Below are 17,082 nucleotides of genomic sequence, written 5' to 3'. Positions count from 1 at the left end.
GTTTAACTCGGACTTGAACCATGTTGCTATCCGAACAGGCTTACCAGCGCATAGATCGCGAGCTTGCCAAGTACCCGGCTGATCAGCGGATCTCAGCCACCATGTCGGCATTGAGGATCGCCCAGCAGGAGCGCGGCTGGGTGTCGGCAGAGGTCATCGAAGACCTCGCCGACTACATCGGCATTCCGCCGATTGCGGTGCAGGAAGTGGCGACCTTCTACAACATGTACGATCTCAAGCCGGTCGGCCGCTTCAAGCTGACAGTCTGCACCAATCTGCCCTGTGCCTTGCGCGGTGGCGAGCAGACCGCAGATTACCTCAAGCGCAAACTGGGTATCGGATTCAAGGAAACCACGGCAGACGGCATGTTTACCCTGGTCGAGGGTGAGTGCATGGGTGCTTGCGGCGATGCACCGGTCATGCTGAAGAACAATCATCATATGTGCACGCGGATGACCGAAGACCAGGTGGATATCCTGGTTGAGGATCTCAAGCGTCAGGCGCAGGCATCCGGCATGGATGCCGTGCCTGCTTCGAACGGTGCGGAAGGAGCGGCATCATGAGTGGTCTGACTTTTGACGCAGCCGACCTGTCGCGGTCGATGTGCCTGCATGGTCGGCATATCGAGCCGCAGATCATGGCGGGCCTCGATGGCAACAACTGGCGCCTCAAGGACTATGTCGAGCGTGGCGGCTACGAGGCGCTGCGCAAGATACTGACCACCGGCATGACACAGGAAGAAGTCATCGCCGAGGTCAAGGCCGGCTCGCTGCGTGGTCGCGGTGGCGCGGGTTTCCCGACCGGATTGAAGTGGAGCTTCATGCCCCGCAATTTTCCGGGCCAGAAATACCTAGTCTGCAACTCCGACGAAGGCGAACCGGGCACCTTCAAGGATCGCGATATTCTGCGCTTCAATCCGCATATCGTGATCGAAGGCATGGCGATTGCTGCTTATGCCATGGGTATCACTGTCGGCTACAACTACATTCACGGCGAAATCTTCGAGGCCTACGAACGCTTTGAAGAAGCGTTGGAAGAGGCGCGTGCAGCCGGTTTTCTGGGCGACAGGATACTGGGCAGCGAATTCAGCTTCCAGCTGTATGCGCATCATGGTTATGGTGCCTACATCTGTGGCGAGGAAACCGCGCTGCTCGAGTCTCTGGAAGGCAAGAAAGGCCAACCCCGCTTCAAGCCGCCGTTCCCGGCCAGCTTTGGCTTGTATGGCAAGCCGACCACCATCAACAACACCGAGACATTCGCGGCGGTGCCGTGGATTATCCGCAATGGCGGCCAGAAGTATCTCGAGGCAGGCATCCCCAATGCGGGCGGCACCAAGCTGTTCTCGATTTCCGGCGATGTCGAGTTGCCGGGCAACTATGAAGTACCGCTGGGCACGCCGTTCTCCAAGCTGCTTGAGCTGGCGGGTGGCATGCGCGGTGGCCGCAAGCTCAAGGCCGTGATCCCGGGGGGCTCCAGCTCGCCGGTGATCCCTGGCGACATCATGATGGGCCTGACGCTCGACTACGATGCTATCGCCAAGGCCGGTTCCATGCTGGGCTCGGGTGCCGTCATCGTGATGGACGAAACCCGCTGCATGGTCAAGTCGCTGCTGCGCCTGTCCTATTTTTATTTCGAGGAAAGCTGCGGCCAGTGCACTCCCTGCCGTGAAGGTACGGGCTGGCTTTATCGCGTGGTCAAGCGTATCGAGGAAGGGCAGGGCCGTCCGGAGGATCTGGACCTGCTCGACTCGGTGGCCGGCAATATCATGGGCCGTACCATCTGTGCGCTGGGCGATGCCGCAGCCATGCCGGTGCGCGGCTTCCTCAAGCATTATCGCGACGAATTTGCATACCACATTGAGCACAAGCACTGTGTGGTGCCAAGTTATCTGTAGGTTCAGGAACAGCCATGGTTGAACTCACCATAGACGGCAAGTCGGTCGAAGTCCCCGAAGGCAGCATGGTCATGCATGCGGCCCACAAGCTGGGGACTTACGTGCCGCACTTCTGCTACCACAAGAAACTGTCCATCGCGGCCAACTGCCGTATGTGTCTGGTCGAAGTGGAAAAGGCGCCCAAGGCCCTGCCGGCCTGCGCCACCCCGGTCACCAACGGCATGGTGGTCCACACGCAATCCGAAAAGGCCGTGGCGGCCCAGAAGAGCGTGATGGAGTTCCTGCTGATCAATCACCCGCTCGACTGCCCGATCTGTGATCAAGGCGGCGAATGCCAACTCCAGGACCTGGCCGTAGGCTATGGCCAATCCTACTCGCGCTACGAAGAAGAAAAGCGCGTGGTGTTCCACAAGAGCCTGGGACCACTGGTCTCGGCCGAGGAAATGAGCCGCTGTATCCACTGTACGCGTTGCGTGCGCTTTGGCCAGGAAATTGCCGGCGTCATGGAACTGGGTATGCTGGGTCGCGGCGAACACTCGGAAATTACCTCTTTCGTGGGGCGTGCCGTCGAATCCGAACTGTCGGGCAACATGATCGATATCTGTCCGGTCGGTGCCCTGACATCCAAGCCTTTCCGCTATCAGGCTCGTACCTGGGAGCTGGCGCGTCGTCGTTCGGTCAGCCCGCACGATAGCGTCGGGGCCAATCTGGTGGTCCAGGTCAAGGGCGAAAAGGTTCTGCGCGTAGTGCCGTTCGAAAACGACGCTGTCAACGAATGCTGGATCAGTGATCGCGACCGCTTCTCGTACGAAGGTATCAATAGCGATGATCGCCTGACGGCACCGATGGTACGTGCCTGCGGCGGGGAATGGCGCGAAGTATCCTGGTCGGATGCCCTGAGCGCCGTGGCTGAAGGTCTCAAGGACGTGCGTGAACATGCTGGCGGTGCCGGGATCGGTGCGTTGGCTTCCGAATATGCCACGACCGAGGAATATGCCCTGCTGGCACGCCTGATGCGTGCGCTGGGTTCCGAGAATGTCGATTTCCGCCTGCGCCAGACCGATGACGATTTCGACGCTGCCCTTGAGGGCACACCGTGGCTGGGCATGGATATTGCCGATCTCGACAGCGTCGACCGCGTGCTGGTGATCGGCTCGGCGATTCGTGCCGAACATCCGTTGTTGGCACAGCGTCTGCGCCAGGCTGCCAAGCGTGGCACACAGGTATCGTTTATCGATGCGCTGGCCGAAGATCCGCTGCTGCCGGTGGCCGCACGCCTGACCGTGGCACCCGCACAATGGCTGGATGCCGTTGCACAAGTGGTGGTGGCTCTGGCCAAGGCCAAGGAACTGCCGGTTCCGCAATGGGCTGGCACAATCGAGGCCGGCGAGACGGCTCAAGCCATTGCCGCCAGCCTCGTTGCTGGTGAAAAGGTGGCTGTACTGCTCGGCAATCAGGCGCTGTCACACGCACAGGCCAGCACGCTGGCTGCCAATGCTGCGGCACTGGCCGAGCTGGCGGGTGGCACGCTGGGCTTCCTGGGCGCGGGCGGCAATACGGTGGGTGGCTATCTGGCAGGCGCGACGCCGGGCAAGGCTGGTCGCACTGCTGCCTCGATGCTGTCGGAGCCGCTCAATGCTTATCTGGTGCTCCATACCGAGCCGGTGCTGGATGCCGACAATGGTGCCAAGGCCATCGCTGCCCTGCAGGCTGCGCAGTTTGCCGTGGCGCTCACGCCCTATCGTTCGGCTGCAGAAGACTGGGCGCATGTCATGCTGCCGGTGACGCCGTTTACCGAAACCTCGGGTACTTTCGTCAATGCCCAGGGGCTGGCACAGAGCTTCAAGGGTACGACTGCCCCGAAGGGGCAGGCACGGCCGGGCTGGAAGGTACTGCGCGTGCTGGGCAATGTGCTCGGCCTGGAAGGCTTCGATGAGGAAACATCCGAAGCCGTGCGTGACAGCGTGCTGGGGGGCAACATCCGCGCTGCGCTGTCGAACGGCATCAAGGCCGCGCCGGCTGTATCGGCATCGGCTCCGGTCAAGCTGCAGCGCGTGGGCGATGTGCCTATCTACCGCAGTGATGCCATCGTGCGTCGTGCCGAATCGTTGCAGGCCATGCGCGTGTCGCGTCTGCCGGTGGCAGGTATCAATGCTGCAACCTTGGCCGAACTGGGGCTGGAGGCCGGTACGCCGATCCGCGTTGGTAGCCAGGTGGGCAGTATCGAAACCGTGGCGGAACTCGACAAGACCGTGGCCGATGGCTGCATCCGTCTTGCCGCCGCCTTTGAACAGACTGCCGCGCTGGGCGGCAGCCAGGTCGAACTCAGTGTGGAGCGTCTCTGATGGAGTGGCTCAGTTCTCTCGAAGCGCAGGCTGTTGCGCTGGTCGGCCCGACGGTCTGGTTGATCGTCTGGACTCTGGTCAAGATCGTCTGCATTGCCTTGCCGATCATTCTGTGTGTGGCGTACCTGACTTACTGGGAACGCAAGATGATCGGTGCCATGCATATCCGTCTCGGACCCAACCGAGTCGGTTTCCGTGGTTTGTTGCAGCCGTTTGCCGATGTGTTCAAGCTGCTCACCAAGGAAGTGATCCTGCCGAGCAAGTCGAACAAGGTGCTGTATATCCTGGCACCGGTTGTGACGCTGATGCCGGCACTGGCTGCCTGGGCAGTGGTGCCTTTCGGTCCCGATATGGTGCTGGCCAACGTCAATGCTGGCCTGCTGTACATCATGGCGATAACGTCCCTGGGCGTGTACGGCGTGGTAGTCGCCGGCTGGGCTTCCAACTCCAAGTATGCGCTGCTGGCGGCGGTGCGGGCTTCGGCACAGATGGTGTCCTATGAACTGGCACTGGGTTTTGTGCTGGTCACGGTGCTGCTGGTGTCGGGCAGTCTCAACATGAGCGAAATCGTGCTGGGGCAGGGCCGTGGCTACTTTGCCGACATGGGCCTGACGTTCATGTCCTGGAACTGGCTGCCGCTGCTGCCGCTGTTCGTGATCTACGTGATTTCGGCTGTCGCCGAAACCAATCGCCACCCGTTCGACGTGGTCGAGGGTGAGTCCGAAATCGTGGCCGGTCACATGGTCGAATACTCGGGCATGACCTTCGCGCTGTTCTTCCTGGGTGAGTATGCCAACATGATCCTGCTGTCGGCGATGGCGTCGATCATGTTCCTGGGCGGCTGGATGGCACCGATCGATGTCGCGCCGCTGACCTGGATTCCGGGCTGGCTGTGGCTGGGCATCAAGACTTTCTGCGTGGTCTCGCTGTTCATCTGGTTCCGGGCCTCTTTCCCGCGTTACCGGTATGACCAGATCATGCGTCTGGGCTGGAAGGTGTTCATTCCCCTGACCGGCGTGTGGCTGCTGGTGGTGGCGATCTGGATGCAGACGCCATGGAACATCTGGCACTGAGCCGTCGGAGCGGACACGGAGAACGAAAATGGAAGCGATCAAGGATTTTTTCAGCAGCCTGCTGCTGACCGAACTGCTCAAGGGCATGAAGCTCACGGGCAAGTATTTCTTCAAGCGCAAGGTAACCTTGCTGTATCCGCAGGAAAAGACGCCGATGTCGCCCCGTTTCCGGGGACTGCATGCGCTGCGCCGTTATCCGAATGGCGAGGAACGCTGCATTGCATGCAAACTGTGCGAGGCAGTCTGTCCGGCCATGGCGATCAGCATCGAGTCCGATGTACGCGAGGACGGCACCCGCCGTACCACGCGTTACGACATTGATCTGACCAAATGCATCTTCTGCGGTTTCTGCGAAGAAAGCTGCCCGGTCGACTCGATCGTCGAGACGCATATCCATGAATATCATGGCGAAAAACGCGGCGACCTGTATTTCACCAAGGACATGCTGCTGGCCGTGGGCGATCGCTACGAGCCGGAAATCGCCAGCCGCCGTGCTGCCGATGCCCCTTACCGCTAGGCCCGTCACTCACCGTAGATAAAGCCATGACGTTTACCTCAATCCTGTTCTACATCCTGTCGGCGGTGCTGGTCTATGCCGCATTCAGGGTGATTACCGCTTCCAGTTCCGTGGTTGCGGTACTGCATCTGATCCTGGCCTTTTTCAATGCCTCGATGCTGTGGATGCTGCTGGGCGCAGAATTCCTGTCGCTGCTGCTCATCGTTGTCTATGTCGGGGCGGTGATGGTGCTGTTCCTGTTCGTCGTGATGATGCTCGATATCCGCATGGAAGCGCTGCGCGAAGGCATGCGCAGCTTCCTGCCCATGGGGCTGCTGGTAGGGGGCATCATGGTTCTGGAGATGGCCTTCGTGCTGGTGTCTACCTGGGGCGATGCCGGCCCGGCGTTCGCTCAGCCCGATGACTACAACAGTGCCTTGGCGCTGGGCAAGTTGCTGTATACCGAATATGTATACGGTGTGGAAATTGCTGCCGCCATTCTGCTGGTCGGCATGATCGCCGCCATTGCGCTGACCCTGCGTCGCCGCCACGATACCAAGCACAACCGTCCGTCCGAGCAACTCAAGGCACGTGCCAGCGAGCGCTTCCGCCTGGTCAAGATCGAGCCTCAGAGTGAGCGTGCACGCGCCGCTGACCAGAAAAATGCCGCACAGGATCAAGGAGAACAGGCATGACATTGACGCTGGCCCATTATCTGGTTCTGGGTGCCATCCTATTTGCAATCGGGGTGTTCGGGATTTTCCTGAATCGCCGCAATCTGCTGATCCTGCTGATGTCGGTCGAGCTGATGCTGCTCGCGGTCAACATGAACTTCGTCGCGTTTTCGAGCTGGCTGGGTGACACCGCCGGTCAGGTATTTGTCTTCTTCATCCTGACCGTGGCCGCTGCGGAGGCTGCGATCGGTCTGGCGATTCTGGTGCTGATTTTCCGCAACCTGAATACGATTAACGTCGAAGAACTCGACCATCTGAAAGGCTGATGGGGTTAAAGATGTCAAGTACACCCGGTCTTTATCTCGTAATTGCGCTGGCCCCCCTGGTCGGTGCCATTCTGGCAGGCCTGTTCGGCACCGCCTTCTTCGGTCGCCCGCTGGTGGGACGCCGCGGCTCGCACATGATCACCATCCTGGGCGTGCTGGTATCGGCCATCGGTTCGGTCGTGGTGCTCATCGACGTGATCAACGGCCTGCGCTTCGACGGCGCGGTCTACACCTGGTCGCTGATCGGCGATATTCCGATGCAGATCGGTTTCCTGATCGATCCGCTGTCGGCCATGATGATGGTGGTGGTGACCTCCGTGTCGCTGATGGTGCACATCTACACCATCGGCTATATGGTGGATGATCCCGGCTACCAGCGCTTTTTCTCGTACATTTCGCTGTTCACCTTCTCGATGCTCATGCTGGTCATGTCCAACAACATGGTGCAGCTGTTTTTCGGCTGGGAAGCAGTGGGCCTGGTCTCATACCTACTGATCGGTTTCTGGTACACCAAGCCGACGGCGATCTTCGCCAACATGAAGGCGTTCCTGATCAACCGTGTGGGTGACTTCGGCTTCGTGCTGGGCATCGGGCTGCTGTTTGCCTACACCGGCACCATGCACTACGGCGAAGTCTTTGCACAAGCTGATCGTCTGGCAGGCCTGACGCTGCCGGGCACCGACTGGATGCTGGTCACGGTGGCATGTATCTGCCTGTTCATCGGTGCCATGGGTAAATCGGCCCAGGTGCCGCTGCATGCCTGGCTGCCTGACTCGATGGAAGGCCCCACCCCGATTTCGGCGCTGATCCACGCAGCGACCATGGTGACAGCCGGCATTTTCATGGTGGGGCGCTTTTCGCCGCTGTTCGAAATGTCGTCGACGGCACTCTCGTTCATCATCGTGATCGGCGGTATCGGTGCGCTGTTCCTGGGGATCCTGGGGATCATCCAGAACGACATCAAGCGGGTGGTGGCGTATTCCACGCTGTCGCAGCTTGGCTACATGACGGTGGCGCTTGGTGCCTCGGCCTATTCGATTGCAGCCATGCATCTGCTGACGCACGCCTTCTTCAAGGCACTGCTGTTCCTGGGGGCCGGTTCGGTCATCATCGGCATGCACCATGAGCAGGATATTCGCAAGATGGGCGGCCTGCGCAAGTACATGCCGATCACCTGGATCACCTTCCTGATCGGTACGCTGGCTCTGGTTGGCACCCCGTTCTTCTCGGGCTACTACTCGAAGGAACTGCTGATCGAGGCGGCCGGTGAAGCCAATGTCTGGGGAGCCACGTTCGCCTACTACGCGACGCTGATCGGTGTGTTCGTGACTTCGCTGTATTCGTTCCGCGTGTATTTCCTGGTCTTCCACGGCAAGGAACGTTTTGATACCAGTGGGGCGCATGCGCATGGTCACGACGATCATGGCCATGACAGCCACGCGCACGGCGCAGATGCCCATGCGCAAGATGACCACGGGCATCATGGTGGCGTACCGCATGAATCCCCCTGGGTGGTGACGCTGCCGCTGGTGCTGCTGGCCATCCCGTCGGTGATCATCGGCGCGCTGGTCGTGCAGCCCATGCTGTTCGGTGATTTCTTCCAGGGCGTCATCGCAGTGTTCCCGGAGCATCCTGCGATGGCCGAACTGGCTGCCAAGTGGCATGGCTGGGTGGCCTATGGCCTGCACGCATTCATCACGCTGCCGTTCTGGCTGGTGGTGGCGGGTGCGGTGATTGCCTGGTACTGCTATCTCGTCAATCCCAAGGTGCCGGAAACCATCCAGCGCAACCTGCGTGGCGTGAACAAGGTACTGGAGAACAAGTACTACGTTGACTGGGTCAATGAGCAGATCATTGCGCGCGGTGCACGCTGGCTGGGTACGAGCTTCTGGCAGAAGGGTGATCGCGGCCTGATCGACGGTTTCATCGTCAATGGCAGCGTCAAGCTGGTGGGCTGGATCGCGGCCGTGAGCCGTCACGTACAGACCGGCTATATCTACCACTACGCCTTTGCCATGATCATCGGCATCATGGCCCTGATTACTTTCTTTGTGCTGGTGCATCACTGATGGCAAGCGAAATGGCAACTTCAAATATTCCCTGGCTGACGCTTGCGATTGTCCTTCCCATCCTCTCGGGCCTGCTGGTGCTGGCCGTGGGGCGGGACGATCGCGCCAACGCGACCCGCTGGCTGGCGCTGGTGGGTGCCGTGATCAGCTTCCTGATCACGATTCCCCTCTATCTCGGCTTTGACAGCAGTACGGCCAGCATGCAGTTTGTCGAGAAGGCATCCTGGATCGAGACTTTCAACGTCTTCTACCATCTCGGCGTGGACGGCATCTCTCTGTGGTTCGTATTGCTGACCGCTTTCATCACCATCATTGTGGTGCTGGCTGGCTGGGAAGTAATCAAGGTACGCGTTGCCCAGTACATGGCAGCCTTCCTGATCCTGTCGGGCCTGATGGTAGGTGTGTTTGCATCGCTCGATGGCCTGTTGTTCTATGTCTTCTTCGAAGCCACGCTGATCCCGATGTACATCATTATCGGTGTCTGGGGCGGTCCGAACCGCGTCTATGCCGCGTTCAAGTTCTTCCTCTATACGCTGCTGGGCTCTCTGCTGACGCTGGTCGCCTTTATCTACCTCTGGAATGTCTCGGGCGGCAGCTTCGACATCCAGACCTGGCACCAGACCAAACTGGGCATGACGCCGCAGATTCTGATCTTCCTGGCGCTGTTCATGGCGTTTGCCGTCAAGGTGCCGATGTGGCCGGTGCATACCTGGTTGCCGGATGCCCACGTCGAGGCCCCGACGGGTGGCTCGATCGTGCTGGCGGCGATCATGCTCAAGCTGGGTGCCTACGGTTTCCTGCGCTTTTCCCTGCCGATCACGCCCGATGCCGCGCATAGCCTGGCGGGCCTGATTATCGCGCTGTCGCTGGTCGCTGTGATCTACATTGGCCTGGTGGCCCTGGTGCAGGATGACATGAAGAAGCTGGTGGCCTATTCGTCGGTCGCTCACATGGGTTTCGTGACCCTGGGTTTCTTTATCTTCAACCAGGCGGGTGTCGAAGGTGCAATCGTGCAGATGGTGTCGCACGGTTTTGTCTCGGGGGCCATGTTCTTCTGCATTGGCGTGCTCTATGACCGGGTGCATTCGCGCAAGATCGCCGATTACGGCGGTGTGATCAACGTAATGCCCCGTTTCGTGACCTTCTTCGTGCTGTTCTCGATGGCCAACAGCGGCCTGCCGGCAACCAGCGGTTTCGTGGGCGAATTCTTCGTCATCATGGGTGCGGTTGAGTACAACTTCTGGATCGGCCTGCTCACGGCCACCGCCCTGATCCTGGGGGCAGCCTATTCGCTCTGGATGGTCAAGCGCGTGGCGTTTGGTCCGGTCGTGCATGATCAGGTTGCCAAGCTGCAGGATGTCAGTTCCCGAGAATTCCTGATTCTGGGCATTCTGGCGATTGCCGTGCTGTTCATGGGGATCTATCCGAAACCCTTCACCGATGTGATGCATGTCTCTGTCGAGGCGCTGCTGCAACACGTTGCTTCTTCCAAACTGTAGGCGTCGATTATGCATTCTCAATTCGACTTCGCGCTTGCTGCGCCCGAAATCATCCTGCTGGCACTCGGTCTGGCTATTCTGCTGATCGATGTGCTGAGCAAGCATGCACAGCGCCTCGTGACCTACTGGCTGACCCTCGGTACGCTGGCCGTCCTGACCGTCGTGAGCTGGGCGCAGTGGCAGGCTGGTGTACAGGGTGTGACTTTCCATGGCCTCTATGTGGCCGACAATTTGTCTCATCTGCTCAAGATTGCCAGCTACATCGCAGTCGCCGCCACGGTGATCTACGGTCATGCCTATGCACTGGAGCGCGACATGTTGCGCAGCGGTGAACTCTATACCCTGATTCTGTTCGCCTTGTTGGGACAGATGGTCATGATTTCGGCCAGCAACCTGGTCAGCATCTATCTGGGCCTGGAGCTGATGTCGCTGTCGCTGTATGCGCTGATCGCACTGCGTCGCGACAATACCGTAGCCACGGAAGCTGCCATGAAGTATTTCGTGCTGGGTGCGCTGGCATCGGGTTTCCTGCTGTACGGGATGTCGATGATCTACGGTGCCACAGGCCAGCTTGAACTCGCCGCCATTGCCCAGGTGCTGGCCTCGGGTGAGGCACCGGCCATGGCGCTGGCTTTTGGTGTGGTGTTTGTGGTCGCAGGTCTGGCCTTCAAGCTCGGTGCAGCTCCGTTCCATATGTGGGTGCCGGATGTGTATCAAGGTTCGCCGACCGGCATTACGCTGGTGCTGGGCGGGGCCCCCAAGTTGGCTGCCTTTGCGATTACGTTGCGCCTGCTGACGGATGGTCTGCACAGCCTGGCCTTCGACTGGCAGCCCATGCTGATGATCCTGGCCGTGCTTTCGCTGGCGATCGGCAACCTGACAGCCATCATGCAGACCAATTTCAAGCGGATGCTGGCCTATTCGACCATTTCGCACATGGGGTTCGTGTTGCTGGGACTGTTGTCTGGCGTGATCGATGGCAAGCCTGATGCTGCAGTCGGTGCCTATGGCGCATCGCTGTTCTACATTCTGACCTATGTACTGACGACGCTGGGCAGCTTCGGCATGATTCTGCTGCTGGCGCGCAATGGCTTCGAATGCGAGGAAATCAGCGACCTGAAGGGATTGAACCGCAAGCATCCCTGGTATGCCGCCATCCTGCTGTTGCTGATGTTCTCGCTGGCGGGCATTCCGCCGCTGGTGGGTTTCTATGCCAAGCTTGCTGTACTGCAAGCCGTCGTCGAGGCCGGCATGGTCTGGCTGGCGGTCGTGGCTGTCATCTTCTCGTTGATCGGTGCTTTCTATTACCTGCGCGTGGTCAAGGTGGTCTACTTCGACGAGCCTGAAGAGCAAGGGTTGCAGGCCCAAGAGCAAGCGGTTGCTCTGGCAGTGACCCCGCTGTGCCAGCGTGGTCTGATCTCGCTCAACGGTATTCTGCTGCTGGTGTTTGGTATCCTGCCGGGCGGCTTGATGGCACTCTGCATCCAGGCGCTGCAATGAACCAGGCGCTGGCAGTCTGGCTGTTGCTTGCGCTGGCGCTGGTGGCGGCCAATCTGCCATTCCTGACCGAGCGCGTACTGGCGGTGGCGACCTGGAAGCAACAGGGGCAGCCGACTGCCAAGCCGCTTTGGTTGCGCATGGCGGAACTTCTGTTGCTGTATGTGGTGATCGGCGCTGTGGGCTTTGCCTTCGAGGGCACTCTCGGTAACCGTTTTCGGCAAGGCTGGGAGTTCTATGCCATTACGCTGTGCCTGTTTCTGGTCATGGCTTATCCGGGTTTTGTCTATCGCTACCTGTTTCACAAGCGCAAGACCTGAGCTGTCTGCCCCTGTACGTTGACCGGAATTGACAGTTCCGAGGTAGACGGACGGTGCCTGAATTTCCTATCATGAGCCCGTCGCATGCGTTTCGCATGCGGCGGGTTTTTTTTACCAGGAGAAAAGCGCATGGGCATTATCTGGATGATTGTTGTGGGTTTCATCGTGGGTCTGCTGGCACGCGCCATCATGCCGGGCGAACAGAAAATGGGCATCGTCCTGACTGTGGTGCTGGGTATCGTAGGTTCGGTCGTGGCCGGTTTCCTGGGCGGTGCATTGGGAATCTATCAACCAGGAGAAGGGGCGGGCTGGATCGGTTCGATTGTCGGTGCACTGATCGTGCTGTTCCTGGTTGGCAAATTTTCCAAGCGCGGTTGACGTGTAAAAAATCGTCATGCTAGAATGCATGACTTCGCCGCTTTAGCTCAGTTGGTAGAGCAGTTCATTCGTAATGAAAAGGTCGCCAGTTCGAATCCGGCAAGCGGCACCAGATTAAAAAGCAGCCTTCGGGCTGCTTTTTGCACTTTCGGGCAGGGGGCTTTTGCTATGGTCCTGATGGTCGTCAAGTTGCTGGGGGGCATCGGCCTCTTCCTGACCGGCATGGTGCTGCTCACCGACGGTCTCAAGGCTTTCAGCGGCGATGCATTGCGTCGGGCACTGCTGCAGTTCACGGGTACTCCCTTCAAGGCTTTTACTTCCGGTACGTTGCTGACCCTGCTGGTCCAGTCGTCGGCGGCCACTACCATCACCCTCATTGGTTTCGTCAGCGCGGGTCTGCTCAGCTTTCCGCAGGCGGTTGGCGTCGTCATGGGGGCCAGCCTGGGCACTACAGGTACGGGCTGGCTGATCTCGTTGCTGGGACTGAAGGTCAGTCTGGGGCTCTATACGATGCCGTTGATCGGTATCGGTGCGCTCATGAAACTGCTGGCGCGGGGCCGTGTGCGTGCGCTGGGCATGGCATTGTCCGGTTTCGGCATCATGTTTGTCGGCATCGATTTCATGCAACAGGGCATGCAGACCCTGTCCGAGCATTTTTCACTGCGTGCCATGGACATGGATGGTCTGGGCATCCGGTTGGCGACGATGCTGATCGGTATGGTCGTTACGGTGATGATGCAGTCCTCCACGGCTGTGGTGGCCATGACGCTGACGGCACTTTCAACGGGGACGGTCAGTTTCGAACAGGGGGCTGTGCTGGTGATCGGTGCGGCTATCGGCACGACCATGACGGGCGTGCTCGCTGCCATCGGCGGCTCGGTGCTGGCCAAGCGAACCGCGCTGGCACATGTGCTGTTCAACCTGAGTACAGGATTGCTGGCACTGTTGTTGTTGCCGGCCTTCATGGCGGCGCTGGGATGGGCACAGCATTATCTGGGTCTGCAGCCTGGTGCGGTCAGCCTGGTCGCTTTCCATACCTTGTTCATTGGTGTTGGCGTCTGCCTGTTCCTGCCCTTTGCTGCACCTTTTGCGCATTTGATCGAGCGATTGCTGCCGAGCCGCCCGGATACGCTGGTCAATCTGTTGGACGAGTCGCAATTGCAGGTGCCAGAAGTGGCACTGGATACGACTCACAAGGCGCTCGAGCGCATCAGTCTCGAGATGTTCGACCTGCTGGCTGTGGCGGCCCAGTGTCCGGTGCGCAATGATGGACAGGCTCCGGTGTTGGAAGAGCACAAGGTCAAGAAGCTCAAGCAGGCCCTGCGACAGGTGCGTGATTTCTTTGCTCGAATTCCGGTCGATGAGGAGTCTGTCTACCTGATGCCGCGCCGGCTGGAGCAGATGCATGCCATCGACCATCTGGTCCGGCTGCAGTCGCGTTTGAAGTTGCCGGAGCAGTTGTGCGATATTGGCATCAATCCGCAGGCGACCGAAGGGGCAGCGATCGCCCGGCAGGTGCTGGAAGAGGCTCGGCGTGCCGTCGAGGATCCGGCCGTAGCGCACGCAGAGGCGGAAGCAATGGCCAGGCAGACGGCACGCTTGCTCGAATTGCGGCAACAGGTGCGCCTGGCTGTGTTACGTGAAAGCGCCGGTGGGCACCGCGATTCCTTCGATGCGATGAAAGTCATGGACGTGATGCGCTGGTTGGAGCGGGTGGCTTATCACAGCTGGCGGGTTTGCCATTCGCTGTCCGGCGGAACGACGCCCGAACCCGAACAGGCCGATCTGGACTGAGTCGCTGACGTCTCTTGGTTGGGGGGGTGTGGGCAGTGCAGTGGTGTGCTGAATTTACGCATGCTGTTCATATATACAGTATAATTCGGTGCATAATTCGTATGTCAGGCGCTGCGTTGCGCAGCGGCCTTCACTCGCACCACACGACCACAAGGATCATTCATGGATGCAAACTCCAAGGCCGGCACTGCAGCCAAGGCCGAAAAAGCCAAGGCCCTGGCAGCCGCCCTGTCGCAGATCGAAAAGCAGTTCGGCAAGGGTTCGGTGATGCGCTATGGCGACAACCAGATTGAACACGATATCCAGGTTGTCTCGACCGGTTCGCTCGGGCTGGATATCGCTCTCGGTGTTGGTGGTTTGCCGCGTGGCCGTGTGGTCGAGGTCTATGGTCCGGAATCTTCGGGCAAGACCACGCTGACCCTGCAGGTCATTGCTGAAATGCAGAAAATTGGCGGCACCTGCGCCTTCATCGATGCCGAGCATGCACTCGACGTACAGTATGCCGCACGCCTGGGGGTCAATCTCGAGGATCTGCTGATTTCACAGCCCGATACGGGGGAGCAGGCACTCGAGATCGCCGATGCGCTGGTGCGTTCGGGCTCCATCGACCTGATCGTGATCGACTCGGTGGCGGCGCTGACCCCCAAGGCCGAAATCGAGGGCGACATGGGCGACTCGCTGCCCGGCCTGCAGGCCCGCCTGATGAGCCAGGCATTGCGCAAGCTGACGGCGACCATCAAGCGCACCAACTGCATGGTGATCTTCATCAACCAGATCCGCATGAAGATCGGTGTGATGTTCGGCAATCCCGAAACCACGACCGGTGGCAACGCACTCAAGTTCTATGCATCCGTGCGGCTCGATATCCGTCGCATCGGCTCGATCAAGAAGGGTGATGAAGTCGTCGGCAACGAGACACGCGTCAAGGTCGTCAAGAACAAGGTGTCGCCACCGTTTAAGCAGGCCGAGTTCGACATCATGTACGGTGCCGGCATTTCGCGCGAGGGCGAAGTCATCGATCTGGGCGTGCAGGCAGGTATCGTCGACAAGGCCGGTGCCTGGTACAGCTATAACGGTGATCGGATCGGTCAGGGCAAGGACAATGTGCGCGACTACCTCAAGCAGCGTCCCGAACTGGCGCTGGAAATCGAAAATCTCGTTCGCGAAAAACTCGGTGTGGCCACACGTCCCGCAGGTTCCGTGCCGGTAGCTGCACAGCCGGATCAAGATGGGGATGACGCCTAAGTCCGGCCGTACGCCCTCGCTCAAGTCGAGGGCGGTGGCCTTGTTGTCCCGGCGCGAACACAGCCGCCAGGAGTTGTTGCGCAAGCTGCAGCCCCATAGCGAAATGCCGGGCGACATCGAAGCTGTTCTGGATGAACTTGAGCGCGCCGGCTGGCAGTCGGATGCGCGCTTTGCTCAGGGGCTGGTGCAGCGCAAGGCACACAAGCAGGGGGCTGCTCGCATTCTCGATGAGCTGCGCCAGCATGGCATTCCGGCCGAACAGATGGTCGAGTTGCGCGAAGCGCTGCGAGGCAGCGAATTGCCCAGGGCCTGCGAGGTCTGGCAGCGCCGTTTCGGCGGCGAACTTCCGCAAGCGCCGGCCGATTATGCGCGCCAGGCCCGCTTTCTGGCAGGCAGGGGCTTTTCACACGATGTAGTCAAGAAGATCCTGGCTGGCGGATGCCCGTCAGATTCTTGAAGCAGACCGTACGTGCCACGTCCATGAAATCCTGGATGTAGGGCGCATCCACATCTTCGGTGCGTACCGTGGCATAGAGCGTGCGCCAGATGCCTTCGGCACCCAATCGGCAGACCGCCAGCCAGTCGTGCTGCATGTACTCCATCAAGGCCCAGTTCGGCAGGGCCGCCACGCCGCGACCGCTGGCAATCAGCTGCAGAATGATGGGCGTCAGCTCTGCTGTGCGCACTGCTGCAGGCTCTACTTCAGCAGGATCCATGAATACCGTATAGACATCGAGTCGCTGCCGGTCCACCGGGTAGGTGATCAATGTCTGGCTGGACAAGTCCTCGGGATGGACATAATCCTGCTGGCATATCGGATTGGCCCGGTTGGCCGCGAGCACCAGTTCATAGCTGAACAAGGGCAGGTATTGCACGTTGTCCAGTGGGGCTGGATCAGATGTGATGACCAGATCGAGATCGCCCCGTACCAGGGCTGGCAGCGGTGCAAACGAGAAGGCAGCTGACAGGTCCAGCATGACGTCGGGCCATTGTTGACGAAAATTGTCGAGTGCCGGCATCAGCCATTGGAAACACGAGTGGCAATCAATGGCCAGGTGCAGACGGCCGCTGCGTCCCTGTGCCAGTCGCTGCAGTTCGCGTTCCGTGCTGCGGATGCGCGGCAGCACCTCCTCGGCCAGTGACAGTACGCGCAGGCCTGCTGTGGTCAGGCGGGCAGGTCGGGTGCGCCGGTTGAGCAGAGCAACGCCGAGGCGTGTCTCCAGGTCGCGCAATTGATGTGACAGGGCCGACTGGGTGACGTGCAGCCGGTCGGCTGCTTCGTTGAGCGATCCTGTTTCATGGATGGCGTGAATGGTTTCGAGGTGTCTGAACTCAAGCATGAATTATTTTCAACTTATGGATGAAGACATTGATTTTGCATTGTAGCGCCGATCCCGCAGAATACCGATCCTGAACGCCTGTACTTGAACGCAGGCATGGATTCTGAATCTTCTCGTGGGTGGTGTTTTGAT

16 protein-coding genes and 1 tRNA gene are annotated in these 17,082 nt (G+C 59.6%); 16 read left to right on the top strand and 1 reads right to left on the bottom strand.

Going from position 1 to position 17,082, the window contains the following annotated elements:
- The first annotated feature begins 20 nt into the window (after positions 1 to 20).
- The 16 genes from nuoE to recX all read left to right on the top strand — a co-directional run bounded on the left by nuoE (position 21) and on the right by recX (position 16,067).
- On the top strand, positions 21 to 563 hold the full coding sequence (gene nuoE, locus DD235_RS09700) for an NADH-quinone oxidoreductase subunit NuoE (protein ID WP_109061864.1): 543 nt from the start codon (positions 21 to 23) through the stop codon (positions 561 to 563).
- On the top strand, positions 560 to 1,894 hold the full coding sequence (gene nuoF, locus DD235_RS09695) for an NADH-quinone oxidoreductase subunit NuoF (protein ID WP_109061863.1): 1,335 nt from the start codon (positions 560 to 562) through the stop codon (positions 1,892 to 1,894). Before nuoE ends, nuoF begins: the two co-directional genes overlap by 4 nt.
- 14 nt (positions 1,895 to 1,908) lie before the next feature.
- Positions 1,909 to 4,239 carry an NADH-quinone oxidoreductase subunit NuoG gene (gene nuoG, locus DD235_RS09690; protein WP_109061862.1) on the top strand — a complete coding sequence of 777 codons (2,331 nt, stop codon included), beginning with the start codon at positions 1,909 to 1,911 and terminating at the stop codon, positions 4,237 to 4,239.
- Complete coding sequence (gene nuoH, locus DD235_RS09685; protein ID WP_109061861.1) at positions 4,239 to 5,312, top strand: NADH-quinone oxidoreductase subunit NuoH; 1,074 nt, start codon at positions 4,239 to 4,241, stop codon at positions 5,310 to 5,312. The genes nuoG and nuoH overlap by 1 nt, the downstream gene beginning before the upstream one ends.
- A gap of 28 nt (positions 5,313 to 5,340) precedes the next feature.
- Positions 5,341 to 5,829, top strand: coding sequence for an NADH-quinone oxidoreductase subunit NuoI (gene nuoI, locus DD235_RS09680; protein WP_109061860.1), 489 nt, complete (start codon positions 5,341 to 5,343; stop codon positions 5,827 to 5,829).
- A gap of 26 nt (positions 5,830 to 5,855) precedes the next feature.
- Entirely contained in the window at positions 5,856 to 6,503 is a 648-nt protein-coding gene (locus DD235_RS09675) for an NADH-quinone oxidoreductase subunit J (protein ID WP_109061859.1), read from the top strand.
- Positions 6,500 to 6,808 carry an NADH-quinone oxidoreductase subunit NuoK gene (nuoK, locus tag DD235_RS09670; RefSeq protein ID WP_109061858.1) on the top strand — a complete coding sequence of 103 codons (309 nt, stop codon included), beginning with the start codon at positions 6,500 to 6,502 and terminating at the stop codon, positions 6,806 to 6,808. Before DD235_RS09675 ends, nuoK begins: the two co-directional genes overlap by 4 nt.
- Positions 6,809 to 6,819: 11 nt before the next feature.
- Positions 6,820 to 8,877, top strand: a complete 2,058-nt coding sequence (nuoL, locus tag DD235_RS09665) for an NADH-quinone oxidoreductase subunit L (RefSeq protein WP_109061857.1) — start codon at positions 6,820 to 6,822, stop codon at positions 8,875 to 8,877.
- Positions 8,874 to 10,376 carry an NADH-quinone oxidoreductase subunit M gene (locus DD235_RS09660; RefSeq protein WP_109061856.1) on the top strand — a complete coding sequence of 501 codons (1,503 nt, stop codon included), beginning with the start codon at positions 8,874 to 8,876 and terminating at the stop codon, positions 10,374 to 10,376. The genes nuoL and DD235_RS09660 overlap by 4 nt, the downstream gene beginning before the upstream one ends.
- A gap of 6 nt (positions 10,377 to 10,382) precedes the next feature.
- A complete protein-coding gene (gene nuoN / locus DD235_RS09655) occupies positions 10,383 to 11,876 on the top strand; it encodes an NADH-quinone oxidoreductase subunit NuoN (RefSeq protein WP_109061855.1) in 1,494 nt (497 codons plus the stop codon).
- A complete protein-coding gene (locus tag DD235_RS09650) occupies positions 11,873 to 12,193 on the top strand; it encodes a DUF2818 family protein (RefSeq protein ID WP_109061854.1) in 321 nt (106 codons plus the stop codon). Before nuoN ends, DD235_RS09650 begins: the two co-directional genes overlap by 4 nt.
- 129 nt (positions 12,194 to 12,322) lie before the next feature.
- Positions 12,323 to 12,571 (top strand): GlsB/YeaQ/YmgE family stress response membrane protein, encoded by a 249-nt coding sequence (locus DD235_RS09645; RefSeq protein ID WP_109061853.1) that lies wholly within the window; start codon positions 12,323 to 12,325, stop codon positions 12,569 to 12,571.
- 36 nt (positions 12,572 to 12,607) lie between these two features.
- Positions 12,608 to 12,683 (top strand) — tRNA-Thr (locus DD235_RS09640).
- 56 nt (positions 12,684 to 12,739) lie between these two features.
- Entirely contained in the window at positions 12,740 to 14,365 is a 1,626-nt protein-coding gene (locus DD235_RS09635; RefSeq protein ID WP_109061852.1) for a Na/Pi cotransporter family protein, read from the top strand.
- A gap of 162 nt (positions 14,366 to 14,527) precedes the next feature.
- Positions 14,528 to 15,610, top strand: coding sequence for a recombinase RecA (gene recA / locus DD235_RS09630; protein WP_109061851.1), 1,083 nt, complete (start codon positions 14,528 to 14,530; stop codon positions 15,608 to 15,610).
- Entirely contained in the window at positions 15,600 to 16,067 is a 468-nt protein-coding gene (gene recX / locus DD235_RS09625; RefSeq protein WP_143858654.1) for a recombination regulator RecX, read from the top strand. Before recA ends, recX begins: the two co-directional genes overlap by 11 nt.
- On the opposite strand, the gene DD235_RS09620 is transcribed toward recX, so the two are convergent.
- Positions 16,027 to 16,950, bottom strand: a complete 924-nt coding sequence (locus DD235_RS09620; RefSeq protein ID WP_109061849.1) for a LysR family transcriptional regulator — start codon at positions 16,948 to 16,950, stop codon at positions 16,027 to 16,029. The two genes, recX and DD235_RS09620, sit on opposite strands and share 41 nt — an antisense overlap.
- Positions 16,951 to 17,082 lie beyond the last annotated feature (132 nt).

Source organism: Corticimicrobacter populi (assembly GCF_003123725.1).
Lineage (GTDB): Bacteria > Pseudomonadota > Gammaproteobacteria > Burkholderiales > Burkholderiaceae_B > Corticimicrobacter > Corticimicrobacter populi.
Note: the sequence above shows the minus strand (reverse complement) of the source record. Positions and strands in the feature narration are given on the sequence as shown.

Excerpts from the sequence above, each read along its gene's own strand:
- nuoL (WP_109061857.1), top strand. The coding sequence starts at position 6,820 with ATGTCAAGTACACCCGGTCTTTATCTCGTAATTGCGCTGGCCCCCCTG.
- DD235_RS09650 (WP_109061854.1), top strand. The coding sequence starts at position 11,873 with ATGAACCAGGCGCTGGCAGTCTGGCTGTTGCTTGCGCTGGCGCTGGTG.
- nuoE (WP_109061864.1), top strand. The coding sequence starts at position 21 with ATGTTGCTATCCGAACAGGCTTACCAGCGCATAGATCGCGAGCTTGCC.
- nuoF (WP_109061863.1), top strand. The coding sequence starts at position 560 with ATGAGTGGTCTGACTTTTGACGCAGCCGACCTGTCGCGGTCGATGTGC.
- recX (WP_143858654.1), top strand. The coding sequence starts at position 15,600 with ATGACGCCTAAGTCCGGCCGTACGCCCTCGCTCAAGTCGAGGGCGGTG.
- DD235_RS09675 (WP_109061859.1), top strand. The coding sequence starts at position 5,856 with ATGACGTTTACCTCAATCCTGTTCTACATCCTGTCGGCGGTGCTGGTC.
- nuoH (WP_109061861.1), top strand. The coding sequence starts at position 4,239 with ATGGAGTGGCTCAGTTCTCTCGAAGCGCAGGCTGTTGCGCTGGTCGGC.
- DD235_RS09620 (WP_109061849.1), bottom strand. The coding sequence starts at position 16,950 with ATGCTTGAGTTCAGACACCTCGAAACCATTCACGCCATCCATGAAACA.
- recA (WP_109061851.1), top strand. The coding sequence starts at position 14,528 with ATGGATGCAAACTCCAAGGCCGGCACTGCAGCCAAGGCCGAAAAAGCC.
- DD235_RS09635 (WP_109061852.1), top strand. The coding sequence starts at position 12,740 with ATGGTCCTGATGGTCGTCAAGTTGCTGGGGGGCATCGGCCTCTTCCTG.
- nuoG (WP_109061862.1), top strand. The coding sequence starts at position 1,909 with ATGGTTGAACTCACCATAGACGGCAAGTCGGTCGAAGTCCCCGAAGGC.
- nuoK (WP_109061858.1), top strand. The coding sequence starts at position 6,500 with ATGACATTGACGCTGGCCCATTATCTGGTTCTGGGTGCCATCCTATTT.
- DD235_RS09645 (WP_109061853.1), top strand. The coding sequence starts at position 12,323 with ATGGGCATTATCTGGATGATTGTTGTGGGTTTCATCGTGGGTCTGCTG.
- nuoI (WP_109061860.1), top strand. The coding sequence starts at position 5,341 with ATGGAAGCGATCAAGGATTTTTTCAGCAGCCTGCTGCTGACCGAACTG.